Source organism: Enterobacter sp. TMH.L2 (assembly GCF_050847315.1).
Lineage (GTDB): Bacteria > Pseudomonadota > Gammaproteobacteria > Enterobacterales > Enterobacteriaceae > Cedecea.
Window position 1 is genome coordinate 1,526,753 of sequence record NZ_CP193791.1, and the last position, 25,707, is coordinate 1,552,459.

At 57.6% G+C, this 25,707-nt stretch carries 22 protein-coding genes; 14 read left to right on the forward strand and 8 right to left on the reverse strand.

Features of this window, described 5'->3' with window-relative positions; genetic code table 11:
- The first annotated feature begins 21 nt into the window (after positions 1 to 21).
- The gene (locus ACREYP_RS07300) at positions 22 to 1,068 is read left to right on the forward strand and encodes a magnesium transporter (RefSeq protein WP_008455228.1); all 1,047 of its coding nucleotides are present in this window, start codon (positions 22 to 24) and stop codon (positions 1,066 to 1,068) included.
- 35 nt (positions 1,069 to 1,103) lie between these two features.
- Here the strand turns inward: ACREYP_RS07300 and moeB are convergent, their stop codons facing one another.
- Complete coding sequence (gene moeB, locus ACREYP_RS07305) at positions 1,104 to 1,850, reverse strand: molybdopterin-synthase adenylyltransferase MoeB (RefSeq protein WP_008455226.1); 747 nt, start codon at positions 1,848 to 1,850, stop codon at positions 1,104 to 1,106.
- A gap of 1 nt (position 1,851) precedes the next feature.
- Positions 1,852 to 3,084, reverse strand: a complete 1,233-nt coding sequence (gene moeA / locus ACREYP_RS07310; protein ID WP_498881219.1) for a molybdopterin molybdotransferase MoeA — start codon at positions 3,082 to 3,084, stop codon at positions 1,852 to 1,854.
- Positions 3,085 to 3,294: 210 nt separating this feature from the next.
- Here moeA and ACREYP_RS07315 point away from each other — a divergent pair, with 210 nt between their 5' ends.
- The 7 genes from ACREYP_RS07315 to ACREYP_RS07345 all read left to right on the forward strand — a co-directional run bounded on the left by ACREYP_RS07315 (position 3,295) and on the right by ACREYP_RS07345 (position 12,632).
- A complete protein-coding gene (locus ACREYP_RS07315; RefSeq protein WP_498881220.1) occupies positions 3,295 to 5,304 on the forward strand; it encodes an autotransporter outer membrane beta-barrel domain-containing protein in 2,010 nt (669 codons plus the stop codon).
- 214 nt (positions 5,305 to 5,518) lie between these two features.
- Positions 5,519 to 6,472: a beta-aspartyl-peptidase gene (iaaA, locus tag ACREYP_RS07320; RefSeq protein ID WP_498881221.1), complete on the forward strand. Its 954-nt coding sequence runs from the start codon at positions 5,519 to 5,521 to the stop codon at positions 6,470 to 6,472.
- Positions 6,472 to 8,346 carry a glutathione ABC transporter ATP-binding protein GsiA gene (gsiA, locus tag ACREYP_RS07325; RefSeq protein WP_008455218.1) on the forward strand — a complete coding sequence of 625 codons (1,875 nt, stop codon included), beginning with the start codon at positions 6,472 to 6,474 and terminating at the stop codon, positions 8,344 to 8,346. The genes iaaA and gsiA overlap by 1 nt, the downstream gene beginning before the upstream one ends.
- A gap of 12 nt (positions 8,347 to 8,358) precedes the next feature.
- On the forward strand, positions 8,359 to 9,897 hold the full coding sequence (gene gsiB, locus ACREYP_RS07330) for a glutathione ABC transporter substrate-binding protein GsiB (RefSeq protein WP_336817921.1): 1,539 nt from the start codon (positions 8,359 to 8,361) through the stop codon (positions 9,895 to 9,897).
- Between the two features lie 123 nt (positions 9,898 to 10,020).
- Complete coding sequence (gsiC, locus tag ACREYP_RS07335) at positions 10,021 to 10,941, forward strand: glutathione ABC transporter permease GsiC (protein ID WP_166872389.1); 921 nt, start codon at positions 10,021 to 10,023, stop codon at positions 10,939 to 10,941.
- Positions 10,942 to 10,943: 2 nt separating this feature from the next.
- Positions 10,944 to 11,855 carry a glutathione ABC transporter permease GsiD gene (gene gsiD / locus ACREYP_RS07340; RefSeq protein WP_336817922.1) on the forward strand — a complete coding sequence of 304 codons (912 nt, stop codon included), beginning with the start codon at positions 10,944 to 10,946 and terminating at the stop codon, positions 11,853 to 11,855.
- 36 nt (positions 11,856 to 11,891) lie between these two features.
- Entirely contained in the window at positions 11,892 to 12,632 is a 741-nt protein-coding gene (locus ACREYP_RS07345; protein WP_336817923.1) for a MipA/OmpV family protein, read from the forward strand.
- A gap of 100 nt (positions 12,633 to 12,732) precedes the next feature.
- Here the strand turns inward: ACREYP_RS07345 and rimO are convergent, their stop codons facing one another.
- The gene (gene rimO, locus ACREYP_RS07350; protein WP_008455208.1) at positions 12,733 to 14,058 is read right to left on the reverse strand and encodes a 30S ribosomal protein S12 methylthiotransferase RimO; all 1,326 of its coding nucleotides are present in this window, start codon (positions 14,056 to 14,058) and stop codon (positions 12,733 to 12,735) included.
- 243 nt (positions 14,059 to 14,301) lie between these two features.
- Between rimO and ACREYP_RS07355 the strand changes: the two genes are divergently transcribed.
- Entirely contained in the window at positions 14,302 to 14,685 is a 384-nt protein-coding gene (locus ACREYP_RS07355; RefSeq protein WP_336817924.1) for a biofilm formation regulator BssR, read from the forward strand.
- A 111-nt stretch (positions 14,686 to 14,796) separates the two neighbouring features.
- Entirely contained in the window at positions 14,797 to 15,918 is a 1,122-nt protein-coding gene (locus ACREYP_RS07360; RefSeq protein WP_336817925.1) for a PQQ-dependent sugar dehydrogenase, read from the forward strand.
- A 1-nt stretch (position 15,919) separates the two neighbouring features.
- Here the strand turns inward: ACREYP_RS07360 and ACREYP_RS07365 are convergent, their stop codons facing one another.
- Entirely contained in the window at positions 15,920 to 16,546 is a 627-nt protein-coding gene (locus ACREYP_RS07365; protein ID WP_166991115.1) for a glutathione S-transferase N-terminal domain-containing protein, read from the reverse strand.
- Positions 16,547 to 16,794: 248 nt separating this feature from the next.
- Here ACREYP_RS07365 and dacC point away from each other — a divergent pair, with 248 nt between their 5' ends.
- Complete coding sequence (gene dacC, locus ACREYP_RS07370) at positions 16,795 to 18,000, forward strand: serine-type D-Ala-D-Ala carboxypeptidase (protein ID WP_442892439.1); 1,206 nt, start codon at positions 16,795 to 16,797, stop codon at positions 17,998 to 18,000.
- Positions 18,001 to 18,004: 4 nt separating this feature from the next.
- On the opposite strand, the gene deoR is transcribed toward dacC, so the two are convergent.
- From deoR to ACREYP_RS07385, 3 genes are all read right to left on the reverse strand, one after another.
- Entirely contained in the window at positions 18,005 to 18,769 is a 765-nt protein-coding gene (gene deoR, locus ACREYP_RS07375) for a DNA-binding transcriptional repressor DeoR (RefSeq protein WP_008455203.1), read from the reverse strand.
- Positions 18,770 to 18,842: 73 nt separating this feature from the next.
- Positions 18,843 to 19,451: an undecaprenyl-diphosphate phosphatase gene (gene ybjG / locus ACREYP_RS07380; protein ID WP_034807788.1), complete on the reverse strand. Its 609-nt coding sequence runs from the start codon at positions 19,449 to 19,451 to the stop codon at positions 18,843 to 18,845.
- Positions 19,448 to 20,170 carry a phosphatase PAP2 family protein gene (locus ACREYP_RS07385; protein WP_008455200.1) on the reverse strand — a complete coding sequence of 241 codons (723 nt, stop codon included), beginning with the start codon at positions 20,168 to 20,170 and terminating at the stop codon, positions 19,448 to 19,450. The genes ybjG and ACREYP_RS07385 overlap by 4 nt, the downstream gene beginning before the upstream one ends.
- 193 nt (positions 20,171 to 20,363) lie before the next feature.
- On the opposite strand from ACREYP_RS07385, the gene ACREYP_RS07390 reads away from it, so the two are divergent.
- Complete coding sequence (locus ACREYP_RS07390; protein ID WP_166872413.1) at positions 20,364 to 21,596, forward strand: MFS transporter; 1,233 nt, start codon at positions 20,364 to 20,366, stop codon at positions 21,594 to 21,596.
- Positions 21,597 to 21,633: 37 nt separating this feature from the next.
- Here the strand turns inward: ACREYP_RS07390 and metG are convergent, their stop codons facing one another.
- Positions 21,634 to 23,670, reverse strand: coding sequence for a methionine--tRNA ligase (gene metG, locus ACREYP_RS07395; protein WP_498881222.1), 2,037 nt, complete (start codon positions 23,668 to 23,670; stop codon positions 21,634 to 21,636).
- Positions 23,671 to 23,833: 163 nt separating this feature from the next.
- Between metG and apbC the strand changes: the two genes are divergently transcribed.
- Positions 23,834 to 24,946: an iron-sulfur cluster carrier protein ApbC gene (apbC, locus tag ACREYP_RS07400; RefSeq protein ID WP_336817927.1), complete on the forward strand. Its 1,113-nt coding sequence runs from the start codon at positions 23,834 to 23,836 to the stop codon at positions 24,944 to 24,946.
- Positions 24,947 to 25,030: 84 nt separating this feature from the next.
- Positions 25,031 to 25,654 carry a glutathione S-transferase family protein gene (locus tag ACREYP_RS07405; protein WP_336817928.1) on the forward strand — a complete coding sequence of 208 codons (624 nt, stop codon included), beginning with the start codon at positions 25,031 to 25,033 and terminating at the stop codon, positions 25,652 to 25,654.
- Positions 25,655 to 25,707 lie beyond the last annotated feature (53 nt).

Sequence of the window (25,707 nt, forward strand, 5' to 3'; positions counted from 1 at the left end):
AACAGTAACCGGGGAAAAATCATGACCTTTTCAACTAATACCTCAGCGCACACCCGCGCTTCACTGGCCGTGTCCGTCAAACTGCCATCCTCAGACTCACAAAACACCGTGCTGGCTTACCTGAGCCAGGATTACATCGCTTTACCGCCGGGCACTTCGGTGCAGGATGCGCAGGCGTTGTTCTGTTCGGGCATTAAAAATGAGCAGATCCCGTCGCAGATATTTGTGGTGGACGACGATGCTCATCTGTTTGGCCTCGTGCCGGTAAAATCACTGCTGCAGGCCGATAAAGAGGCGCTACTCAGCGATCTGATGCGGCCCGTGGCGTTCTCATTAACGCCGGAAAAAACGCGGCATGAAGCCTGCGTGGATATTAAAAAGGCGGGCGCTAACTACATCCCTGTTTTGAGCTACGGCAAGCTGAAAGGCGTGCTGGGCCCGCAGGAAATCGCTCAGCTGCTTGAGGACGAAAACACGCTGGACAGCCAGCTGCAGGGCGCGTCGTCGCCGCTGGAAACGCCCTATCTGCAAAGCAGCGTCTTTACGCTGTGGCGCAAAAGATCGGTCTGGCTGCTGCTGCTGTTTGTGGCCGAGGCTTACACCAGCTCGGTGATTAAATCGTTTGAAGATCAGCTTGAGGCGGCGATTGCGCTGGCGTTCTTTATCCCGTTGCTTATTGGCACCGGCGGCAATACCGGCACACAAATTACCTCGACGCTGGTCAGGGCGATGGCGCTAGGCGAAGTGGGGCTAAAGGATTTGGGCGCTATTTTGCGCAAGGAGATCTCGGCCTCGGTGCTCATTGCCTTAACCATTGGCACCGCCGGGTTTATTCGGGCCTGGATGCTGGGCGTGGGTATGGAAGTGATGATGGTGGTCAGCCTGACGCTCATCGCCATCACCGTCTGGAGCGCGATTGTTTCTTCGATTATTCCGATGCTGCTTCGTAAGGTGAATATCGATCCGGCCGTGGTGTCGGCGCCGTTTATCACGACCTTAATCGACGGAACCGGGCTGCTGATTTACTTCGAAATTGCCAAGGTGATGCTCACCGATCTGGCGGTCTAAAAATAACGGGGATAATGATATCCCCGTTTTCGTTTCTACCCGCACACTTCACACTGCGGGTTACGTGCCAGCTTCATCTCTCTGAACTGACAGGTCATCGCATCGTAAAGCACGATTTTCCCGCGCGCTGGGGTGCCGTAGTTTGCCAGCAGCTTGATGGCCTCCATGGCTTCCAGCGAGCCGATAATCCCGACCAGCGGGGCCATAACGCCAGCCTCAACGCAGCTCAGCGTACTTTCGCCAAACAGACGGCTCAGGCAGCGGTAGCAGGGCTCGTTATCCTGATACGTGAAGACGCTAATCTGGCCCTCCATGCGAATGGCCGCCCCGGACACCAGCGGGATCTTATGCTGATGGCAGCCGCGATTGAGCTGGTTGCGTATAGCCACGTTATCCGTGCAGTCCAGCACCACATCGTGGCGGGCGATTAACCCGGAAAGCTGAGGGTATTCGAGCATCGCATTGACGGTGTCGAGTTGGATATGCGGATTAATCGCCGCCAGTGAATCCCGCGCGGAATCCACCTTCGGTTTGCCAATTGTGGCATCGCTGTGCAGCGTTTGCCGCTGGAGGTTCGAGAGCGAAACGGTGTCGAAATCGAGCAGCGTGAGCTGGCCCACGCCCGCGGCTGCCAGATACTGTGCCGCCGCGCAGCCCAGCCCGCCCAGCCCGACGATGAGCACTCGCGAAGCCTTAAGCTTTTCCTGGCCGTCAAAGTCAAAGCCGCGCAGCACAATCTGGCGGTTGTAGCGCAGCATCTCCTCATCGCTAAGCTCGACCATTTCAGCCTCCGAACAGCGGATTAAACGGTTCGACCTCAACCCATTCCCCGGCCTCTACGTTGCCGCGTTCGCGCTCCAGCACCACAAAACAGTTGGCCTGGCTGAAGGAGCTGAAAATATGCGATCCCTGATGCCCGGTGCTTAACACTTCCAGGTCGCCTTGCTCATTGCGGCGAAGAATGCCGCGCTGGAAGTCGAGGCGGCCAGGGGATTTCTTCAGCTTGCCGACGGTGCGAACGCGCATGCGCGGCGGCAGAGGGCTGGCGATTTGCCCGCTCAGCTTCGCCAGCAGCGGCTGCACTAGCTGGTAGAACGTCAGAGCGGCGGAAACCGGGTTGCCCGGCAGACCGCAGAACCAGCTGTTTTTCAGGCGTCCAAAGGCAAACGGTTTGCCCGGTTTAATCGCCAGCTTCCAGAAGCCGACTTCGCCCAGCTCTTCGAGGATTTGTTTGGTGTAATCGGCTTCGCCCACGGAAACACCGCCGCTGCTGATGACCACATCTGCCCGGCTGTCCGCTTCGTTAAACACCGCGCGAAGGGCCGCCTGGTCATCCCGAACGATGCCGAGGTCGATCACTTCACAGCCCAGCTGCTCCAGCATGACGTGCACAGCCAGGCGGTTGGTATCGTAGATTTGGCCTTCGGCCAGCGGCAGGCCCGGAAGTTGGAGTTCATCGCCGGTGGAGAACACCGCCGCACGCACTTTGCGAAAGACCTTCACTTCCGGGATGCCCAGAGAGGCAATCAGCGGCAGTTCGGCGGCGGTTAATTTCACGCCTGCGGCCAGCACGCTGGCGCCCTGATGGATATCCTCACCGCGACGGCGAATATTCTGGCCGTTCTTCACCGGAGCGTTAAAACGCACGCCGCTTTCGGTGACTTCCGTCTCTTCCTGCATCACAACGGCTTCAGCTCCGACAGGGATCGGCGCGCCGGTCATGATGCGCACGCAGGTGCCCGCAGGCCATTCACCGCTAAACGGTTGTCCGGCGAAGGCTTTCCCGGCGACGTGCAGTGCGCCCCCGGCTTTGATATCCGCCAGCCGCACCGCGTAGCCGTCCATCGCTGAGTTATCGAAACCTGGGACATCCAGCGGCGAGACCACCGGGGACGCCGTGACGCGGCCCGTGGCCAGCAGCAGCGGCAGGGTTTCTGTTTCAGACAACGGATGAATACGGGACAGCATCTGTTCAAGTGCGGTTTCAAGCGGGATCAGCCCGGCGGTAAATTCCATTCATGACTCCTGGGGCAGGGGCAAAATAAGGCCTTAGTATGGCAGAAAACGCCGCCTGACGGCATGTCTGGGATCAGCAAAAACCTTTCGTCAGTGGTCGGACATGCGTTACATCACGTTGTCACGTTTCTTCTTTACGCTCGGCCTGCGTGTCAATCGCCATTGGCTATAGTCATTGTGGCTAATAAAAAACCTTGCAAGGAAGAACTGATGATAAGCAAACAAAAAGCATTCAAATTCAGTATGCTGGCCGCCGCTGTGGGCTTCACCTCATCTGCATTTGCCTTTGATTCCCTCACCGTTTTTGGCGACAGCCTCAGCGATACCGGCAACAACGGGCGCTGGACCTGGAACAGCAGCCAGAACAAGCTCTATGACGAGCAGCTCGCCGCACATTATGGCCTGACGCTGACGCCTTCCCGCGAAGGTGGGAGCAACTATGCCGCAGGCGGGGGCACCGCTGTGCCCGCGCTTAATCCGGCCGATAATACGCAAAGCCAGGTTCAGCGCTACCTGAGCCAGACCGGTGGGCGGGCGGATGGCAACGGCTTATATATTCACTGGATCGGTGGCAACGATCTTGCCGCGGCCGCCACTCAGCCTGCGCTGGCTCAGGGGATAGCGGCCAACAGCGCGGCCAACGCCGCCGCTCAGGTGGGGGCCTTGCTTGATGCGGGCGCCGGGCTGGTGGGGGCCTTGCTTGATGCGGGCGCCGGGCTGGTGGTGGTGCCGAACGTTCCGAATATCGGGGCCACGCCAACGCTAATGGAACTGGTACTCAGCGCCGGGCTTGGGGCGGCGGCCACGCCTGCGATTCAGGCTGCCTATGCGTCTTTGGATGCGGCACAAACGCCTGACCTGGCGAGTCGTCAGCAGGCGATTCATCAGGCGCTGCAGGCGGCGGCTTCCGTTGTCAGTGCCAATCCGCTCGTTCAGCAAGGGGTAGCCGCGCAGCTGATAGCCGCCTACGATCGGGCCGTGCAGCAGGCCGCTTTGCTTACCACGTTCTACAACAGCGCCGAAGATCAGGCCCTGCTGCAGCATGGGGGGAATATCGCCCGGGCGGATATCAACGGTGTCTTCCAGGAGATTCTGGCTAATCCTGAGGCCTTCGGTCTGACAAACACCGCCGGGATGGCCTGCCCGCCGGGCGTGGCGGCGACCGACTGCACCAGCTCCACGCCGGGATTTAACGCCGCGCAGGATTATCTGTTTGCCGATCATTTCCACCCGAGCCCGCAGGTTCACAGCATCATTGCCCAGTACATTGAGTCGATTATCGTCGCGCCCGTCCAGGTCACTCGCCTGAACCAGGGCACGCAGGCGATGGTGCGCGGCAGCCGGGCAACGCTCGACAGCCGCTATCAGCAGTTGCGACAGGGCGATAACGCCACAGGTTCACTGGGCGTGTTTGGCGGCTACAGCGGCGGGTATCAGCGGTACAGCGGCAATAGCGAAACCGGCGACGGCAAAGGTAACACCAATAACCTGACGGTCGGTCTCGACTATCAGCTGAACGAAAACGTGGTGCTGGGCGGGCTGATCGCCGGTTCGCTGGACAATCAGCGCCCGGACGACGACTACCGCTACGATACCCGAGGTTTTCAGGCGGCGCTCTTTGGCCAGCTTCGCGCGGGCCAGGCCTGGCTGAACGGGGACGTGCATTATCTCTCTGCCGACTTCACCAATATTCAGCGCGATATCACCCTGGGGCAGCTTACCCGCACGGAAAAAGGCGACACCGACGGCAGGCTGTATGGCGCGCGATTGACGGCTGGCTACGATATCCCCGTCACGGCCTGGCTAACCACGGGGCCGGTGCTGCAGTACGCCTGGGATTACAGCCACGTAAACGGCTACAGCGAAAACGGCAGCAGCAGCACGGCTATGCGCTTTGGCGACCAGAACGGCCATTCGCAAATCGGCAGCGCGGGCTGGCGCGTGGACACGAAGCTGGGCGTCATTAATCCCTGGGCGCAGGCAAGCTATCGCCATCAGTTCGGCGATGACAGTTATCGGGCGAACGGCGGCCTAAAATCCACGGCGCTGACCTTCAGCCGCAGCGGTGAACCGCTGGATAAAAACTGGGCCGATATCGCCATCGGGGCAGATATGCCGCTTTCGAATACCGTGTCCGCATTCGCGGCGGTGGCACAAACGGCAGGCTTAAGCGACGGGAACCAGACCAGCTACAACGTGGGGATCAGCGCGAAGTTCTAAGATTTTGTTATTACCAAAGAAATAGCGGCTTTGGTTTGATTGGCCGCTATTTCTCCTTCCCGCCAGGGCGGCAAAAGGCTCATAGAGTAAAGTCAATTTTCTTTACAACACTTTTACGTCTTTCTATATTCAAAAATCGTATCAATGTTTGGCAACGATTCTGATATTTATAGAAAAAACGCTGCCGGATATCACTTTCTACAGGCAATGCCGAATGACCAAAGCCGTTATCGCTATTCATGGCGGGGCCGGAGCCCTGACCCGCGCCCACCTGACGCCGGAAAAAGAGCTGCAGTTTATTAGCGCACTCTCCGACATTGTTGAAGCCGGGCAGCAGATCCTTGAACGCGGCGGCAGCGCGCTGTACGCGGTGACCGAGGCGGTGCGCCTGCTCGAAGAATGCCCGCTGTTCAACGCCGGGATAGGATCTGTGTTCACCAGTGAAGGTACACATGAGCTGGACGCCTGCGTGATGGATGGCAACAGCCTGAATGCCGGGGCGGTGGCGGGCGTGAGCCATATTCGCAACCCGATCCTGGCGGCAAGATTAGTGCTGGAAAACAGCCCGCACGTGCTGATGATTGGCGAAGGGGCGGAGCGTTTTGCCGCGCAGAATGGGCTTGAGCCGGTCGAAGCCACGCTCTTTTCGACCGAAGAACGCTATCAGCAGCTGCTGCGCGCCCGTGAAAGTCAACAGACTCTGCTGGATCATGACGGGGCTGAGCCGATTGATGCCGATAAAAAATTTGGCACGGTAGGCGCAGTGGCGCTGGATAAACTGGGGAATCTGGCGGCGGCAACGTCCACCGGCGGAATGACCAATAAACTGCCGGGGCGGGTAGGGGATTCTCCCTTAGTCGGCGCGGGCTGCTATGCCAACAACGCCAACGTGGCCGTGTCCTGCACCGGCACGGGCGAAGTTTTTATCCGCACGCTGGCGGCCTACGATATTGCGGCCCTGATGGAGTATGCCGGACTAAGTCTGCAGCAGGCCGTTGACCGCGTGGTGATGGAGAAACTGCCCGCGCTGGGCGGCAGCGGCGGCATGATTGCCATCGACAATCAGGGGAACGTCGCGCTGCCGTTTAACAGCGAAGGAATGTACCGTGGCTTTGGCTTTGTCGGCGATGCCCCGAACGTAGGAATTTATCGTGACCAGGAGAGTTAATGCCGCACAGTCATGAGCTACCGGACGAGCAGGTGCTTGCCGTTAGCGACCTCAATATTCGCTTTCGCCAACAGCAGCAGGTTGCCGACGCGGTACGCCACCTGTCGTTGACCCTTAACCGGGGCGAAACGCTGGCTATCGTGGGCGAGTCTGGTTCCGGGAAGTCGGTTACGGCGATGGCGCTGATGCGCCTGCTGGAGCAGGGCGGCGGGCAGGTTAGCTGCGACAAGCTGCTGCTGCGTCGGCGTAATAAAGAGGTGCTGAACCTGCCCGAGCTGAGCAACGCCCAGATGCGTCGCGTGCGCGGGGCGGATGTGGCCATGATTTTCCAGGAGCCGATGACCTCGCTTAATCCGGTGTTCACCGTGGGCGAACAAATCGCTGAGTCCATCCGTTTACATCAAAAGCTTGATGGACGTGCGGCGCTGGCGGAAGCAAAGCGCATGTTAGAACGCGTGCGTATTCCTGAAGCACAGGCCATCCTGAACCGCTATCCGCACCAGCTTTCCGGGGGGATGCGCCAGCGAGTGATGATTGCTATGGCGCTCTCCTGCCGCCCGGCCGTATTGATCGCCGATGAGCCGACAACTGCCCTCGACGTGACTATTCAGGCACAAATCCTGCAGCTTATTCGCGTTCTGCAGGATGAAATGCAGATGGGCGTCATTTTTATCACCCACGATATGGGCGTGGTGGCGGACATCGCCGACAGGGTGCTGGTGATGTACCGGGGGGAAGCGGTTGAAACCGGCACCGTGGAGCAAATATTCCAGAACCCGCAGCACGCCTACACCCAGGCTTTGCTGGCTGCCGTACCAAGGCTTGGTGCCATGAACGGCAGCGATTTACCGCGCAAATTTCCGTTGATTGTCCCAGGCCAACCGAATCAGCAAGAGCCCGAAACCGAGCAGGATACGATTCCTCCCGGCGCGAAGCCGGTGCTTGAAGTTCGCGATCTGGTGACCCGCTTCCCGCTGCGTAGCGGAATATTCAACCGTGTGACGCGCCAGGTGCATGCCGTTGAAAAGGTGAGTTTTGATTTATTGCCCGGCGAAACGCTGGCGCTGGTGGGCGAGTCCGGCTGTGGTAAATCGACCACCGGGCGCTCGCTGCTGCGGCTGGTGGAAACCCAGGGCGGCACCATCACCTTTAACGGTCAGCGTATTGATAATTTGCCTAACGGCGAGCTGCAGCACGTTCGCAAAGACATTCAGTTTATTTTCCAGGATCCGTATGCCTCTCTGGATCCGCGCCAGACCGTCGGCTACTCCATTATGGAGCCGCTGCTGGTGCACCAGGCGATGCCTAAAGAAGAGGCCCAGCAGCGCGTCGCCTGGCTGCTTGAGCGAGTCGGTTTACAGCCTGAGCACGCGTGGCGTTACCCGCATGAGTTCTCCGGCGGCCAGCGGCAGAGGGTTTGTATTGCCCGCGCGCTGGCGCTGAACCCGAAGGTGGTGATTGCCGACGAGTCCGTCTCGGCGCTGGATGTGTCGATTCGGGCGCAAATCGTTAACCTGCTGCTCGACCTGCAGCGCGAATTTGGCATCGCTTTTCTGTTTATTTCCCACGACATGGCCGTCGTGGAACGCATCAGCCATCGCGTGGCGGTCATGTATCTGGGCCAGATTGTTGAAATTGGCCCGCGCCGCGCCGTGTTTGAAAACCCGCAGCATCCGTACACCCGCAAACTTATGGCGGCGGTACCGGTGGCTGACCCAACCCGCAAGGGACGCAAGCCTGTTTTAGTGTCTGATGAGATCCCCAGCGCCACACGCAGCCTGGGGGATGAACCGCACGTAGCACCGCTGGTTGCGGTGGGGCCGGGGCATTTTGTCGCCCGCCACCCCATCGGCAGCAGTGAAAATCGCCTATAAAGGAAAACAATAATGACAGCTAACACAACGCAAAAATGGCTGCTGGCGGCGGGACTTGCCTCCGCCGTTATCGCCACGCCCGCTTTCGCTGCTAAAGATGTCGTCGTAGCGGTGGCCTCAAACTTCACCACGCTCGACCCTTACGACGCGAATGACACACTGTCCCAGGCGGTGGCCAAATCGTTCTATCAGGGGCTGTTCGGGCTTGATAAAGACATGAAGCTGCAGAACGTGCTGGCAGAAAGCTACAAAGTGTCTGACGACGGCCTGGTGTACACCATCAAGCTGCGCACTGGCGTGAAGTTCCAGGACGGTACTGAATTCAATGCCGAGGCGGTAAAAGCGAACCTCGATCGCGCCAGCAACCCGGACAACCACCTCAAGCGCTACAACCTGTATAAAACCATTGCCAAAACGGAGGTGGTCGATCCTTCCACGGTGAAAATCACCTTAAAAGAGCCGTTCTCGGCGTTCATCAATATTCTGGCCCACCCGGCGACGGCGATGATCTCCCCGGCTGCGCTGCAAAAATACGGCAAAGATATCGGCTTCCATCCGGTGGGTACCGGCCCGTATCAGCTGGATACCTGGAACCAGACCGATTTTGTGAAGGTGAAGAAATTCGCCGGTTACTGGCAGCAAGGCCTGCCGAAGCTGGACAGCATTACCTGGCGCCCGGTCGTGGATAACAATACCCGTGCGGCGATGCTGCAAACCGGCGAGGCGCAGTTCGCGTTCCCGATCCCTTACGAGCAGGCGGGCGTGCTGGAGAAAAACAGCAAGCTTGAGCTGGTTGCCTCGCCGTCGATCATGCAGCGCTACATCAGCATGAACGTCACCCAAAAACCGTTTGATAACCCGAAAGTCCGCGAAGCCATCAACTATGCGATTAACCGCCAGGCGCTGGTGAAAGTGGCGTTCTCCGGCTTCGCTACGCCAGCAGAAGGCGTGGTGCCGCCGTCGCTTGCCTATGCCGAGAAATTCAAACCCTGGCCTTATGACCCAGCCAAAGCCAAAGCGCTGCTGAAAGAAGCGGGCTTCCCGAACGGCTTTGAAACCACGCTTTGGTCCTCGCACAACCACAGTACCGCGCAGAAAGTGCTGCAGTTTACCCAGCAGCAGCTGGCGCAGGTGGGTATCAAGGTGAAAGTGACGGCGATGGACGCCGGGCAGCGTGCTGCCGAAGTGGAAGCAAAAGGGCAGAAAGAGAGCGGCGTGAGAATGTTCTACACCGGCTGGTCGGCGTCAACCGGCGAAGCTGACTGGGCGCTGTCGCCGCTGTTTGCTTCCCAGAACTGGCCACCAACGCTGTTTAACACCGCGTTTTATAGCAATCCACAGGTGGACAAAGACCTGGCCGATGCGCTGAAAACTACTAAACCGGAAGAGAAGGCGAAGCTGTACAAAGACGCGCAGGATACGATCTGGAAAGAGTCTCCGTGGGTGCCGCTGGTGGTGGAAAAACTGGTTTCTGCCCACAGCAAAAATCTCACCGGCTTCTATGTGATGCCGGATACCGGGTTTAGTTTTGATAATGCGGATTTGAAGTAGCGTGATAATGACCCTCACCCCGGCCCTCTCCCTAAAAGGGAGAGGGGGGAAAGCTAAGCCTGTTGGTGCCTTGTCTCTTGATTCCCTCTCCCCTCAGGGAGAGGGTTAGGGTGAGGGGCTGCGATGTTTAACTATTTCCTCAAACGCCTTTTGGGCCTTATCCCGACGCTGTTCATCGTGGCGGTGCTGGTATTCCTGTTCGTGCATCTGCTGCCCGGCGACCCGGCGCGGCTGATTGCCGGGCCGGAAGCGGATGCCACGGTCATCGAACTTGTTCGCAAACAGCTGGGATTGGATCAACCGCTGTGGCGGCAGTTCCTGCATTACATCACGCACGTCGTGCAGGGGGACTTTGGCACCTCGCTGGTTTCGCGCCGCCCTGTGTCTGAAGAGATTGCCAGCCGCTTTATGCCCACGCTGTGGCTGACGCTGACCAGCATGGCATGGGCGACGCTGTTTGGCCTGGTGACCGGCATTGTGGCCGCCGTCTGGCGCAACCGCTGGCCGGATCGCCTGAGCATGACGATTGCCGTGTCCGGCATTTCATTCCCGGCCTTCGCGCTGGGAATGCTGCTGATGCAGGTTTTCTCGGTTGAGCTGGGCTGGCTGCCCACGGTGGGGGCCGACAGCTGGCAGCACTACATTCTGCCGTCCATTACCCTTGGGGCGGCGGTGGCGGCGGTCATGGCGAGATTCACCCGCGCGTCGTTTGTGGATGTGCTGCACGAAGATTACATGCGTACCGCCAGGGCGAAAGGCGTGAGCGAAACGCTGATCGTGGTAAAACACGGCCTGCGTAACGCCATGATTCCGGTGATCACCATGATGGGGTTGCAGTTCGGCTTCCTGCTCGGTGGGTCTATTGTGGTGGAAAAAGTGTTTAACTGGCCGGGATTAGGGCGTCTGCTGGTGGATTCAGTGGAGATGCGTGATTACCCGGTTATTCAGGCCGAGGTTCTGCTGTTTTCGCTGGAGTTTATTGTGATCAACTTAGTGGTGGATCTGCTGTATGCCGCCATTAACCCGGCCATCAGGTACAAATAAGGATGCGACTTTTAAACTGGCGACGCCAGGCCATAGTCAACGCGATGCCCGTGGTACGTGCCGGGCAAATTCGTACCCCGTGGAGCGAGTTTCTGCGGCGTTTTCGCCAGCAGCCCGTGGCGATGACTGCCGGGCTGTTTGTGCTTTTGCTGATAGTTATTGCGCTCATAGCACCGTGGATTGCTCCCTTTGATGCGGAAAACTATTTCGATTACGACAGGCTGAACGACGGGCCGTCGATGCTGCACTGGTTTGGCGTTGATTCGCTCGGGCGGGATATTTTTAGTCGTGTGCTGGTCGGGGCGCAAATCTCGCTGGCCGCTGGCGTCTTTTCGGTGCTTATCGGCGCGCTAATCGGTACCTTCTTTGGCCTGCTGGCGGGCTATTACGAAGGGTGGTGGGACCGCATTATCATGCGAATCTGCGACGTGCTGTTCGCTTTCCCCGGTATTTTGCTGGCAATTGCGGTGGTGGCGGTGATGGGCAGCGGCATGACCAATGTGATTATTGCGGTGGCGATTTTCAGTATTCCGGCCTTTGCCCGCCTGGTGCGCGGCAACACGCTGGTGCTGAAACAGCAAACTTTTATTGAGTCTGCTCGTAGCATTGGTGCCCCGGATGCGACTATCATCTGCCGGCATATTTTGCCGGGAACCGTTTCGTCGATTGTGGTGTATTTCACGATGCGCATCGGGACCTCGATTATTTCCGCCGCAAGTCTGTCATTTCTCGGCCTGGGGGCTCAGCCACCTACGCCGGAGTGGGGCGCTATGTTGAACGAGGCGAGGGCGGATATGGTGATTGCCCCGCATGTGGCTATTTTCCCGAGTCTTGCCATCTTTTTGACCGTGCTGGCGTTCAACTTGCTGGGGGATGGACTGCGGGACGCGCTGGATCCGAAAATTAAAGGCTAAGCTGAGGCAGTAGATTCGTTGCCCTGGAGTGAAGAAATGAGAAAAATAACCGGGGCACTTCTGCTAAGCCCGTTGCTGATTGCCACTGCCTGCCCGGCGGCCAACTGGTCGCTTGGCGCGCAGGGGGGCCTGTATCAAACCCCTTACCAAACCCGGCACCAGCTTCGCTGGGCGCTGCCCTACGTCGGCTACGACGGCAAAACCTGGTACCTCGACGGCACCGAAGCGGGCTATAACTTCATCAATACCGACACGCTGCTGCTGCGCGCTAAAGTCTATTACTACGATACCCTGTATCAGGCAGATACCGGGCAGACGCCCGCGCTGCGGGGGCTGAATAATCGCCATAGCACGATGATGGGCGGCATGACGATGCAATACACCACGCCGATAGGCGCGTTCAGCGCGACAATTGCGGGCGACACGCTGGGCGTCAGCAACGGCCTAACGGCGAATACGGCCTATATTGCAATGGCGCAGTGGGGCAATTTTACGCTGGTGCCGGAAGCGGGAATGGACTTCTCGAATGCGCAAAACACGCGCTATTACTATGGCGTTTCAGAGAAAGAGTCGGCAAAAACAGGCCTTGCGGCATGGCGGCCACAGGGCAGCATAGTGCCTTACGCGCAGCTGGCAATGAACTACGCCTGGACGCCGCTCTGGAACACCTGGGCGCAGTTCACCCAGCGTTTTTATCCGAGTACTATCAGCGACAGCCCAATGGTGAATAAAAATAACCTGCGGGAGTTAACGGTGGGGATGAGTTATACGTTTTAAGTATTTTCTCCCCTCAGCCCAAAGGGGCGAGAGAAAACAAGGAAAGAGGGGGGTATTATTCCCTCTCCCTTGTGGGGAGAGGGTTAGGGTGAGAGGCAAACTAAACCACTGAACCCCACAGATCATACTCATCCGCGTTTTCAACTTTCACACGGACAACGTCGCCTGGTTTCAGCTTGGTTTCGCCATTCAGGTAAACCGCGCCGTCGATTTCTGGGGCATCCGCCATGCTGCGGCCGATGGCGCCTTCTTCGTCCACTTCATCCACCATGACCAGAATCTCGCGGCCCACTTTTTCCTGCAGGCGCTCGGCAGAGATTTTCTGCTGCAGCTGCATAAAGCGGTTCCAGCGCTCCTCTTTCACTTCTTCCGGCACCTGGTCAGGCAGCTCGTTAGCGGTTGCGCCGTCAACCGGGCTGTATTTGAAGCAGCCCACGCGATCCAGGCGCGCTTCTTTCAGGAAGTCGAGCAGCATCTCGAAGTCTTCTTCGGTTTCACCCGGGAAGCCGACGATAAAGGTCGAGCGCAGGGTCAGATCCGGGCAGATTTCACGCCACTGCTTGATGCGCTGCAGCTGACGATCCGCAGAACCAGGGCGCTTCATCAGCTTCAGAATACGCGGGCTGGCGTGCTGCAGCGGGATGTCGAGGTACGGCAGAATCTTGCCTTCCGCCATCAGCGGGATCACATCGTCAACGTGTGGATACGGGTAAACGTAGTGCAGGCGAGTCCAGACGCCCAGCTTAGCCAACTGTTCACACAGGCTAACCATGCTGGTTTTGACCGGAGCGCCGTTCCAGAACCCGGTGCGGTGCTTAACGTCCACGCCGTAAGCGGAAGTATCCTGGGAGATCACCAGCAGCTCTTTCACGCCTGCTTCAACCAAACGTTTTGCCTCTGCCAGCACGTCGCCGATTGGGCGGCTGTCCAGATCGCCACGCATGGACGGAATAATGCAGAAGGTGCAGCGATGGTTGCAGCCTTCGGAAATTTTCAGATACGCGTAGTGACGCGGCGTCAGCTTCACGCCCTGTTCCGGCACCAGGCTCAGGAACGGGTTGTGCTGCGGTTTGGGCACGTAATGGTGAACGTGCTGCAGAACCTGCTCGTAGCTGTGTGGGCCGGTGATTTCCAGTACCTTCGGATGCACTTCGCGGATCTGATCTTCTTTTGCACCCAGGCAACCGGTGACAATCACCTTACCGTTTTCATTCAGCGCTTCGCCGATGGCCTCCAGCGATTCCTGGACGGCGCTGTCGATGAAGCCGCAGGTGTTGACGATGACCATGTCGGCGTCGTCATAGCTTGGCACCACGTCATAGCCTTCGGTGCGCAGTTCAGTCAGGATGCGTTCGGAGTCCACGAGGTTTTTCGGGCAGCCGAGGGAGACAAACCCGATACGGGGTTGTTGGGTCACATTGCTCATAGCTTAAAAAGTGTTCAATTATTAGAAAGATTAGGGCAGGGATTCTACAGAGGTTGGGCGGGAATTTGTACTGGAGAATTGCAGTTTGCGTTAGACGTGATTTATTCCGCTTCGGTTTACCCACCGCATACCCCGGCTTGCCCGATAAATAGCATCAAATGCGAAAGATATTCGGTGCGAATCTCCACCCCTTGACCATACTTACTCTGTGGGTTAATGGGTAACCCACGAGGAGGATGCGCTATGTCCGGACGTACGCTCAAACACGACCTGCTGCAAAAGCTGCAGGTCGCGAAGGGGGAGATCGCCACCTACCTGGCGTTGAGAAAGGCCAAAGGGTACATGTCTGTCAGCGAAAGCGAACAGCTGCGGACCCGCTTGCTGGATGTCTGCCACCGGAGCCGCGATGCTGCCTTTGTGCTGCAGGCGAGCCTGGCCGACGATGAAAAAGATGATTTTCGCCATGCCGTTGAGGCGTGTTCATCCGCCGCACTTTGCCTGATGGGCGGGCGTAAAGACTGCCCGCAATACATCGCGGTTGATGCGGCAAAGCTTGAAACCAGCCTGATGCAGCTCACCCGTAGCCTGAATGCACTGGCAGAACGCGGAAAGGCCATTGAAGCCTGACCCGAGCGCGGGGAGTCTGCCAGGCTCCCCGTTCTTAATGTTATGTAAAACCGGGCAGTCGATTATCTCCGGCGGCTACCCTTAAGGAATAGCCAAAACCAGGAGATTGCCATGCCGCCGTTCCCGTCCCGCACGCTTATTGCCGCCGCGCTACTTTTCTCTGCCTCTTATGCCCTGGCTGCCAAAACCAACGTTGAAGTCCTGCAAACCAACCTGCCCCACCCGTGGGCGCTGGACTTTTTACCGGATAACCAGGGCATGTTGATTACCCTGCGTGGCGGGGAGCTACATCTGTGGCAGCAGGGCAAGGGACTGTCCGCGCCGATCGGCGGCGTACCCGTTGTCTGGGCCCACGGACAGGGCGGTTTGCTGGATGTTGTGCTGGCCCCGGACTTTGCCAGTAGCCGCCGCGTGTGGCTTAGCTTTGCCGAAGGCGGCAGCGACAATAAAGCCGGTACTGCCGTCGGGTATGGAACGTTAAGCCGGGATCTGAAGCGGCTGGAAAACTTTAAGGTTGTGTTCCGCCAGACGCCAAAACTCTCCACCGGCAACCATTTCGGCGGACGCATGGCGTTTGACGGGCAAGGCCATGTGTTTATCGCGCTGGGGGAAAACAACGAGCGCGCTACGGCTCAGGATCTCGATAAGCTGCAGGGTAAAGTGGTGCGGCTTAATGCCGATGGTTCCGTCCCGCAGGATAACCCGTTTATAGGCAAACCAGGCGTCCGGCCTGAAATTTGGTCTTACGGGCACCGTAACCCGCAGGGATTAGCCATTAATCCGGCCAACGGGGAGCTGTGGCTAAACGAGCACGGGCCGAAAGGTGGCGATGAAATCAATATCCCGGCAGCCGGGAAAAACTACGGCTGGCCGCTGGCGACCTGGGGCATTAATTACAGCGGGCTTAAGATCCCCGAAGCCAAAGGAGGGGAAGTTGAAGGCACCGAGCAGCCGATTCATTACTGGAAAGTCTCTCCTGCCATAAGCGGCATGGCGTTTTATTCGACTGACACCTTCCCGCAGTGGAAAGGCAAGTTGTTTATCGGCGCACTCAAAGAAAAGAATCTGATTGAGCTAACGCTGGACGGCGACAAGGTGACGGCCGAACAGCGGCTGCTGGGGGATCGTAAAAAGCGTATTCGCGATGTGCGCGTCGGCCCGGACGGCTATCTGTATGTCCTGACCGACGAATCTGACGGCGAGCTGCTAAAAATCAGCCCGGCCGAAGGCTAAATCAGGTCAGCGGGATCATCACAATTTTCTTGAACGCCGGGCGCTGGGTCAGTTGCTGATACCAGCGTTGAAGATTTGGCACCGCATCCCACGGAATATCAAGGTTGAGCAGGCTGTAGATTTGCGGGCCAAAGGCGAGGTCGCCCAGGCCAAAGGCTTCGCCACCCAGCCAGGGCTGTTTAGCCAGTTCCGCATCTGCAATCGCAAACAGCTTGTTGCAGGCCACAATGCTTTGCTCAATCAGCTTCCGATCGCGCGCTTCCGGCGGGGTTCTGACCAGGCTGGCGTACACCCCACGGTAGGGGCCAGCGACCGCCGTAGCGGACCAGTCCATCCATTTTTCACCTTTGGCACGTTCCGCCGGGGCATTTACCCACAGCGAATCGCGACCATATTCAGCCGCCAGGTAGCGCACGATGGTGTTGGATTCCCACAGCGTCAGCCCGTGTGCGTCGTCGTGAATGCACGGCACCAGGCCATTCGGGTTCATCGCCAGGTATTCAGCGTCGTGCGTCAGGCCAAATTTCCCGCCCGCGGGCACGGAGCGGTACGGCAGTTGCAGCTCTTCCAGACACCACAGCACTTTCTTCACATTGGTGGAGTTATCTCTGCCCCAAACGGTAATCATGGTGGTTCCTTTTTTTGCAGGTGGACATCGAGTATGCCCGGCTCCGCTCACGAAAACACCACTGTTTCTCAACCGAAGCTAAAAAAAATGGCGTGACGGCGGCAACTCGCGCAGATATCGAATAAACTTAAAAAACTTTACCAACTCTATGTTTCTTTAAGTGGATTCGTGCGTTATTACTCACACCCTGACTTTTGGGTGGCGGTGCGCACCGTGAATTTTTTAAGAATGGATACTCAGGTGGTTTTATGACGATCTTGCAAATGCCTGCAACACTACGTGGTTTAGTCGCAGGGACAACCCTGCTGCTGATGGCGGCTCCTGCGCTAAGCGCTGAGCAGACCGCAGATGCGCCCCAGGTCGATGGCAGAGCCTGGATTTTGATGGATTACGCCAGCGGGAAGGTACTGGCGGAAGGAAATGCCGACGAAAAGCTCGATCCGGCAAGTCTGACCAAGCTGATGACCAGCTACGTGGTAGGGCAGGCGCTGAAAGCAGGCAAGATTCACCTGACGGATATGGTGACTATCGGGAAAGATGCCTGGGCCACCGGTAACCCGGTGCTGCGCGGCTCTTCGCTGATGTTCCTGAAACCCGGCGATAAAGTCTCGGTGGAAGATCTGAACAAAGGCGTCATTATTCAGTCCGGGAACGACGCCAGCATTGCGATTGCCGACTATGTGGCGGGCAGCCAGGACTCGTTTGTCAGCCTGATGAACAACTACGCGCAGAAGCTCAAGCTCACCAACACCACCTTTAAAACTGTTCACGGCCTGGATGCTCCGGGGCAGTACAGCACCGCGCGCGACATGGCGCTGCTGGGCCAGGCGCTGATCCACGACGTGCCGGACGAGTACGCGGTACACAAAGAGAAAGAGTTCACCTTTAACAATATCAAGCAGCCGAACCGCAACCGCCTGCTGTGGAGCTCCAACCTGAACGTTGACGGCATGAAAACCGGCACCACGGTGGGCGCGGGCTATAATCTTGTCGCGTCGGCAACCTCCGGCGATATGCGCCTGATTTCCGTGGTGCTGGGGACAAAAACTGACCGCATTCGCTTCAACGAGAGCGAAAAGCTGCTGACCTGGGGTTTCCGCTTCTTCGAAACCGTAACGCCAATCAAACCTGACGCGACTTTTGTGACCCAGCGTGTCTGGTTTGGCGATAAGAGCGAAGTCAATCTGGGGGCAGGCGAGGGCGGCTCGGTGACTATTCCCCGTGGCCAGCTGAAAAACCTGAAAGCCAGCTTTACCCTGAATGAACCTCAGCTAACCGCGCCGCTGAAGAAAGGCCAGGCCGTCGGTACCATCGACTTCCTGCTGAACGGCAAATCCATTGAGCAGCGCCCGCTGCTGGTGATGGAGCCGGTTGAAGAGGGCGGCTTCTTCAGCCGCATGTGGGACTTTGTGCTGATGAAGCTCCACGGCTGGTTCGGGAACTGGTTCTCTTAAGCGCCTACCACGTTAGCGTCAGGTTTTCCGCCGCGGCATAGTCTATAAACTCCGCGGCGGGAGGCCGGTTGGTAATAATCGTATCAAACGCCGTCAGCGGCCCCATGCAGGCGGCGCGAACCTTGCCAAACTTGGTGTCATCCACCACCAGAATATTACGCTGGGCCATGCTCAGCGCCCAATGCTTCACCGCCAGCTCATTCAAATTAAAGCAGGTTGCGCCGTAGCGCAGGTGGACGCCGGCCGCGGATAAAAAGGCGATATCCGGGCAGATATTCCCCAGGCACTCCTGGAAGTTAATCGGATTGAAAATCGCATTGCTGGCGTGAAACTCGCCGCCGCTTAAAATCACCCGGCAGTTCGGCTTCTCCTGCAGCGCCAGAAAAGTGTTGAGGGAATAGCACAGGCCAGTGAAAGGCAGATCGTCGTCAAGGGCGTCAATAATGTAAGGCGTGGTGGTGCCGCAGTCGAAGAACACGGTCTGGCGCGGGCGAACACGCTGCGCGGCGAGCCTGGCGGCGTGGCGTTTCTCTTCAACCTGGCGCGTTTTTTCATCGCTAAGCAGATAGTAGCTGGCCCCGGCGCTGCGAGGCTCCAGCACCACGTATCCCCCCAGCAGAACAACCTGACCCGGTTCGCTGTTAATGTCGCGGCGGATGGTCATTTCGGAGACGCCCAACAGCTGAGCGGCTTCTTTGAGATGAATTTTATCGCTGCGCTTCAGCGCCTGTAGCAGGCGGTTAATGCGCTCTTCACGGCGGGTTTCCATAGCGGCCTCTGAACATTAAAAAGCCCCGCTAAGGCAGGGCTTTAGTTAATACATATTACCTGTGGCGCACAGCTTAGTCACGCACCCAGCCTTTACGGATGGGGAGCGCGAAACAGTAGCGGTAAATCTGATGCAGGCGCTGGTGGATTTGCGGCCCGCGCAGGTTCCAGACAATCTGCGACAGCAGACAGGCGCTCATGCCGACCAGCAGGCCGCCGAGCATATCCAGCGGCCAGTGCACGCCGAGATAGACGCGGGACCAGGCAATCGCGCAGCCGATCGCAAACAGCATCACGCCCGACCAGATGCGATGCCAGCACAAAAATGCCAGGGCGAAGGTGAAGATTACCGTGCCGTGGTCGCTCGGGAAAGAATCATCCGGCGCATGATGCAGGAAGTTGTAGCCCAGTCCGACCACAAAAGGGCGAGGATGCGGGAACACATGACCGATGATCCACGACAGCGCCACGCTAATCACCAGCGCCATGCCTGTTTTGATCACCACCTGGCGCTGGGCCGGCATTTGCTTACGCTGGCCCCACAGCCAGAGCGCGACGATCAGCAGCGGGACGATGCTGATCAGATCCCGGGCGAAGAAGATCGCCAGTTTTATCATCCACTCCGGTGATGACGGGGTGGCATTTATGAGCAAAAACAGATTCTGGTTGAGCGTTTCCATTATGACTTGTCCTGTGCTTTAACTGACCAGGTGGATATCGCGCCGTAAAGCACCACCTGGGTTAACCATACCCACCAACCTGCCCACAGGTTGTGGCTGAAAAAGTGCGCGCCGCGCATCACCTGGCCGTACCCCATTCCCAGGCCGAGAAAAACGCCAAGGCCGAGGAAAAACCACGCCAGACGCGGGCGTTCACGGTAAAACAAAAAAAACAGCGCCATAACGCCAAAGCCGCTGGAAGCATGGCCGCCGGGAAAACATCTTCCTGGCCCGCTGTCTGCCGGAGCGGGGCTGAAAAGCGGGTACGAGGCGGCATTCCCGCCGTACTCCACCAGGCTCCACGGGCAGGAGTGGTGGCTAAACCCTTTCAGGACGCCGACCGTTAATGCCCCAAGCCCGATGAGCAACGCCACTACGACCAGCCGTGGCTGACGACGCCAGAGTCCCCATAGCAGCGCGATAACCCCGCCTGCAATCACCAGGTCCTTTAACAGGCGGTGGTTGAGCAAATCCAGCCGCCGATCGTTTTGCAGCGGAAAACTGTGGCTGGCGGCATCAAACCAGAACCCGGTCAGCCAGCGATCCAGCTCTTCATTCCGGGAAAGCCAGCTAAAAACGGCAGCCAGTATTATCAGGATGCAAAGCTGGAAAAGATAGAAGCGGGACGATAGTCGGTAAAGCAGTTTTGTCTTATTTACCGTTGGTTTAGGAAAACATTTCATCTTGTAGTTGGCGAAGACCGTACTGACCTTAAATGCATGGCAGCAGAATATTCATCACAGATTAAGAAATCCTTAATAGAATTGAGGTATGATGTGCGCGGCTTTACACCCCGTGCTATTTGTCAGCCGCTGACTACCGCTGGTACGGGCAATTGAATACACTCTGCGCGTTTCTTTATCTTCTGAGTTCCTAATGCAACATAATACGATAGCTAACAAAACGTTAGGCCGTCAGGCGCTGCTGTTCCCGCTCTGCCTGGTGCTCTACGAATTCTCAACTTACATCGGCAATGACATGATCCAGCCGGGCATGCTGGCCGTGGTGGATCAGTTCCAGGCGGGCGTGGAATGGGTGCCGACCTCAATGACGGCTTACCTGGCGGGCGGGATGTTCCTGCAGTGGCTGCTCGGGCCGCTGTCTGACCGTATTGGCCGCCGCCCGGTGATGCTGACCGGCGTAGTCTGGTTTATTGTCACCTGCCTTGCAACGCTGCTGGCCCAGGATATTCAGCAGTTCACCTTCCTGCGTTTCCTGCAGGGCGTCAGCCTGTGCTTTATTGGCGCGGTGGGCTACGCCGCTATTCAGGAATCGTTCGAAGAGTCGGTTTGCATCAAGATAACCGCGCTGATGGCTAACGTGGCGCTCATCGCGCCGCTGCTTGGGCCGCTGGTCGGCGCGGCGTGGATCCACGTCGCTCCGTGGGAAACGATGTTCGTGCTGTTTGCGCTGCTGGCCGCTATCTCTTTCTTTGGGCTGCACAAGGCGATGCCGGAAACCGCGACGCGTCTTGGCGAAAAGCTTTCGCTGAAAGAACTTGGGCATGACTACAAGCTGGTGCTGAAAAACCTGCGTTTTGTCTCGGGTGCGCTGGCTACGGGCTTTGTAAGCCTGCCGCTGCTGGCGTGGATTGCCCAGTCGCCGGTGATCATCATCAGCGGGGAGAATCTCAGCACTTATGAATACGGTCTGCTGCAGGTACCCATCTTTGGCGCGCTGATCCTCGGTAACCTGGTTCTGGCCAAACTGACGTCCCGGCGCAGCGTGCGCAGCCTGATCATCATGGGCGGCTGGTGGATTGTGCCGGGCCTGATTGTGGCGGCAGTGGCTACGGTGGTTTCTTCTCATGCTTATTTGTGGATGACCGCTGGCCTGAGTCTGTACGCCTTTGGCATCGGCCTGGCGAATGCGGGCCTGGTGCGCCTGACGTTGTTTGCCAGCGAGATGAGTAAAGGCACGGTGTCAGCGGCGATGGGCATGCTGCAAATGCTGATCTTTACCGTCGGTATTGAGCTGAGCAAGCACGCCTACCAGTTCGGCGGCAACGGTCTGTTCAGCCTGTTTAACCTTCTTGGCGGGGTGGTTTGGCTTGGCCTGATGGTGTTGTTCCTGAAGGATAAAACTGTTGGGCAGGCAAGAGACGCCTAATAAGAAAAAACCCCGGATTTCCGGGGTTTTTTCTCGGTTACTTAACCGCCATGCCGGGCTGAGCACCGCTGTCCGGGCTCAGCAGGAAGATATCTTTCCCGCCAAGACCTGCAGCCATCACCATCCCCTCAGACACGCCAAAGCGCATCTTACGTGGAGCGAGGTTGGCCACCATCACGGTCAGGCGACCTTCCAGCTTAGACGGATCCGGGTAAGCGGGACGAATGCCGGAGAAGACGTTGCGTTTTTCGCCGCCGAGATCCAGCGTCAGGCGCAGCAGCTTGTCGGAGCCGTCCACGAATTCTGCTTTCTCAATCAGCGCAATACGCATATCCACTTTCGCGAAGTCATCAAAGGTGATGGTCTCCTGAATCGGATCGTCAGCCAGCGGGCCGGTTACCGGCGCCGCATTCAGCGCTTTCACTTCTTCTTTAGACGCTTCCACCAGGGCTTCCACCTGTTTGGTTTCGATGCGGTTATACAGCGCCTTGAAGCTGTTTACCTTGTGGTTCAGCAGCGGCGTAGCGATGCTGTCCCAGCTCAGTTCAGCATTCAGGAAGGCTTCTGTACGCTCGGTGAGCGACGGCAGAACCGGCTTCAGGTAGGTCATTAGCACACGGAACAGGTTGATGCCCATGGAGCAAATGGCCTGCAGATCGGCATCGCGACCTTCCTGCTTAGCCACCACCCACGGAGCCTGCTCGTCCACGTAGCGGTTAGCAATGTCCGCCAGCGCCATGATTTCGCGAATAGCACGGCCGAATTCGCGGCTGTCCCACGCTTCGCCGATGCTTTCTGCCGCGTCGGTGAAGGTTTGATACAGCTCTGCATCGGCAATCTCTGCGGCCAGCACGCCGTCAAAACGCTTGGCGATAAAGCCGGCGTTACGGGACGCCAGGTTAACCACTTTGTTGACGATGTCGCTGTTCACGCGCTGCACGAAGTCTTCCAGGTTCAGGTCGATATCGTCGATGCGGGAAGAGAGCTTCGCGGTGTAGTAGTAGCGCAGGCTGTCGGCGTCAAAGTGGTTCAGCCAGGTGCTGGCTTTGATAAAGGTGCCGCGAGACTTGGACATCTTCGCGCCGTTAACCGTCACATAGCCGTGAACAAACAGGTTAGTTGGCTTGCGGAAGTTGCTGCCTTCGAGCATGGCCGGCCAGAACAGGCTGTGGAAGTACACGATGTCTTTGCCGATGAAATGATACAGCTCGGTCGTAGAATCTTTCTTCCAGTATTCGTCGAAGCTGGTGGTGTCGCCGCGCTTGTCGCACAGGTTCTTAAAGGAGCCCATGTAGCCGATTGGCGCATCCAGCCAGACGTAGAAATATTTGCCCGGTGCGTTCGGAATTTCGAAGCCGAAGTATGGTGCATCGCGGGAGATGTCCCACTGCTGCAGGCCAGATTCGAACCACTCCTGCATCTTGTTCGCCACCTGCTCCTGCAGCGCGCCGCTGCGGGTCCACGCCTGCAGCATTTCGCTGAAGGAGGGCAGGTCGAAGAAGAAGTGCTCGGAATCACGCATTTCAGGCGTCGCGCCGGACACCACGGATTTTGGATCGATAAGCTCAGTTGGGCTGTAGGTGGAGCCGCACACTTCGCAGTTATCGCCGTACTGATCCGGGGCTTTACATTTCGGGCAGGTGCCTTTGACAAAACGGTCCGGCAGGAACATGCCTTTTTCCGGATCGTAGAGCTGAGAGATAGTGCGGTTTTTAATAAAACCGTTCTCTTTCAGGCGGCCATAAATCAGCTCCGACAGCTCGCGGTTTTCGTCGCTGTGGGTGGAATGATAGTTATCATAGCTGATGTTAAAGCCTGCAAAATCAGTCTGATGCTCCTGACTCATTTCGGCAATCATCTGCTCTGGGGTGGTACCCAGCTGCTGCGCTTTCAGCATGATAGGCGTGCCGTGGGCGTCGTCTGCGCAGATGAAGTTAACCTCGTTGCCGCGCATTCGTTGGTAACGGACCCAGACATCAGCCTGAATATGCTCCAGCATGTGACCGAGGTGGATTGAGCCGTTTGCGTACGGCAGGGCGCACGTTACCAATATTTTCTTCGCGGGTTGAGTCATAGTGGGAATTGCATCTTCTGATTTTAAAAAAGGGGACTTGATATTACCGGATTGGCAATTGTTTAGTAACCCCAAAGCCCGCAATAACCGTATATGAATCGGTGGTGTGGTTTCTGGTATGCTTAGCGGATTGCAATGTCCGATAAAAACATAAGGAGTCGGGATGAATTCGCAATCCCCGTCCAGCAAGTCCCCGGAACAGCTACGCGCGATGGTTGCCGGGACCCTGGCTAATTTTCAGCACCCTACCTTGAAACACAACCTCACCGCGCTGAAAGCGCTGCACCATGTCGCCATGCTTGACGACACGCTGCACGTTGAGCTGCAGATGCCGTTCGCCTGGCAAAGCGGATTTGACGCCCTGAAAGAGACCTGCAGTTCAGACCTGCTGCGGATCACCGGCGCGAAAGCAGTAGACTGGAAGCTAGGCCATCACATCGCCACGCTGAAGCGAGTGAAAAACCAGCCTGGCATTAACGGCGTTAAAAATATTATTGCCGTCAGCTCCGGCAAAGGCGGGGTGGGGAAATCAACCACCGCGGTAAACATGGCGCTGGCGCTGGCGGCCGAAGGGGCCAAAGTCGGCATTCTGGATGCCGATATTTACGGCCCGTCGATCCCAACCATGCTGGGTGCCGAACACGAGCGCCCAACGTCCCCGGACGGCAAGCACATGGCGCCGATCGTGGCGCACGGCCTGGCAACTAACTCGATCGGTTACCTCGTCACCGACGAAAACGCCATGGTGTGGCGCGGCCCGATGGCCAGCAAAGCGCTGATGCAAATGCTGCAGGAAACCCTGTGGCCGGATCTGGACTACCTGGTGATCGATATGCCGCCGGGCACCGGTGACATTCAGCTGACGCTGGCGCAAAACATTCCGGTTACCGGGGCGATGGTCGTGACCACGCCGCAGGACATCGCGCTGATTGACGCCCGTAAAGGGATCGTGATGTTCGAGAAAGTTGAGGTGCCGGTGGTAGGTATTGTCGAGAATATGAGTATTCATATCTGCAGCAACTGCGGTCACCAGGAGCCGATTTTCGGCACCGGCGGCGCGGAGAAGCTGGCGCAGCAGTATCACACCACGCTGCTGGGGCAGTTGCCGCTGCACATTACCCTGCGTGAAGACCTCGACGCCGGTAAGCCGACGGTCATTAATCGCCCGGAAAGCGACATCACTACGCTGTACCGCGACCTGGCGGGGCGCGTGGCGGCTCAGCTCTACTGGAACGGAGACGTAATCCCTAGCGAGATCGCCTTCAGAGCGGTGTAAAACGAGACGCCTCTCCCGTCATGGAGAGGCGTTTTTGTTTGCAAAAGTGAAACACCACGTTGTTGTGATTGAGGTTTGCAGGCGATGATAAGAATACTGGGTAAACGCTCATCAATTAACGTACGCAAAGTGCTGTGGACCTGCGAAGAGTCGGGGCTGGAATACCAGCAGGAAGATTATGGGAGCGGGTTCCGGTCGATTCAGTCTGCGGATTTCCTTGCCCTCAATCCCAATAGGCTGGTGCCGGTACTGCTGGATGACGATTTTGTACTGTGGGAGTCGAACAGCATCTGCCGTTATCTGGCGCGCAAAGCGGGGCGGGAAGATCTGCTACCTTCCACACCGCAAGGGGCGGCGGACGTCGAGCGCTGGATGGACTGGCAGGCAACTGAGTTTAACACGGCCTGGCGCTATGCGTTCATGGCTCTGGTACGTAAGGATCCACGTTTTCAGGATGCGAATCAGATTCAGGAAAGCATTTCTGCCTGGACAGGTTGTGTGCAAATTCTCGATGAGCAACTTCAGAAAACCGGAGCATGGGTAACCGGCAGCCAGTTTACCCTCGCGGATATTGTCCTTGGCCTGTCGGTTAATCGCTGGAAGATGACGCCGTTCGCTCATCCTCAGATGGCGGAAATTGAGCGCTGGTATACCGCACTGAACCAGCGCCCGGCCTTTCGGCGTCATGGTAACAATGGCGTAGCGTAAGCAAAATTAGCCACGCTACCCTTTTCCTTTATTCTCTATTCAGTTACTGCCGG

Coding starts and splice junctions, on each gene's coding strand:
- ACREYP_RS07365 (WP_166991115.1), bottom strand. CDS start 16,546: ATGATTACCGTTTGGGGCAGAGATAACTCCACCAATGTGAAGAAAGTG.
- ACREYP_RS07345 (WP_336817923.1), top strand. CDS start 11,892: ATGAGAAAAATAACCGGGGCACTTCTGCTAAGCCCGTTGCTGATTGCC.
- gsiD (WP_336817922.1), top strand. CDS start 10,944: ATGCGACTTTTAAACTGGCGACGCCAGGCCATAGTCAACGCGATGCCC.
- deoR (WP_008455203.1), bottom strand. CDS start 18,769: ATGGAAACCCGCCGTGAAGAGCGCATTAACCGCCTGCTACAGGCGCTG.
- metG (WP_498881222.1), bottom strand. CDS start 23,670: ATGACTCAACCCGCGAAGAAAATATTGGTAACGTGCGCCCTGCCGTAC.
- moeB (WP_008455226.1), bottom strand. CDS start 1,850: ATGGTCGAGCTTAGCGATGAGGAGATGCTGCGCTACAACCGCCAGATT.
- apbC (WP_336817927.1), top strand. CDS start 23,834: ATGAATTCGCAATCCCCGTCCAGCAAGTCCCCGGAACAGCTACGCGCG.
- ACREYP_RS07390 (WP_166872413.1), top strand. CDS start 20,364: ATGCAACATAATACGATAGCTAACAAAACGTTAGGCCGTCAGGCGCTG.
- gsiC (WP_166872389.1), top strand. CDS start 10,021: ATGTTTAACTATTTCCTCAAACGCCTTTTGGGCCTTATCCCGACGCTG.
- ACREYP_RS07405 (WP_336817928.1), top strand. CDS start 25,031: ATGATAAGAATACTGGGTAAACGCTCATCAATTAACGTACGCAAAGTG.
- rimO (WP_008455208.1), bottom strand. CDS start 14,058: ATGAGCAATGTGACCCAACAACCCCGTATCGGGTTTGTCTCCCTCGGC.
- ACREYP_RS07360 (WP_336817925.1), top strand. CDS start 14,797: ATGCCGCCGTTCCCGTCCCGCACGCTTATTGCCGCCGCGCTACTTTTC.
- ACREYP_RS07385 (WP_008455200.1), bottom strand. CDS start 20,170: ATGAAATGTTTTCCTAAACCAACGGTAAATAAGACAAAACTGCTTTAC.
- gsiA (WP_008455218.1), top strand. CDS start 6,472: ATGCCGCACAGTCATGAGCTACCGGACGAGCAGGTGCTTGCCGTTAGC.
- dacC (WP_442892439.1), top strand. CDS start 16,795: ATGACGATCTTGCAAATGCCTGCAACACTACGTGGTTTAGTCGCAGGG.
- ACREYP_RS07300 (WP_008455228.1), top strand. CDS start 22: ATGACCTTTTCAACTAATACCTCAGCGCACACCCGCGCTTCACTGGCC.
- moeA (WP_498881219.1), bottom strand. CDS start 3,084: ATGGAATTTACCGCCGGGCTGATCCCGCTTGAAACCGCACTTGAACAG.
- iaaA (WP_498881221.1), top strand. CDS start 5,519: ATGACCAAAGCCGTTATCGCTATTCATGGCGGGGCCGGAGCCCTGACC.
- ACREYP_RS07315 (WP_498881220.1), top strand. CDS start 3,295: ATGATAAGCAAACAAAAAGCATTCAAATTCAGTATGCTGGCCGCCGCT.
- ACREYP_RS07355 (WP_336817924.1), top strand. CDS start 14,302: ATGTCCGGACGTACGCTCAAACACGACCTGCTGCAAAAGCTGCAGGTC.
- gsiB (WP_336817921.1), top strand. CDS start 8,359: ATGACAGCTAACACAACGCAAAAATGGCTGCTGGCGGCGGGACTTGCC.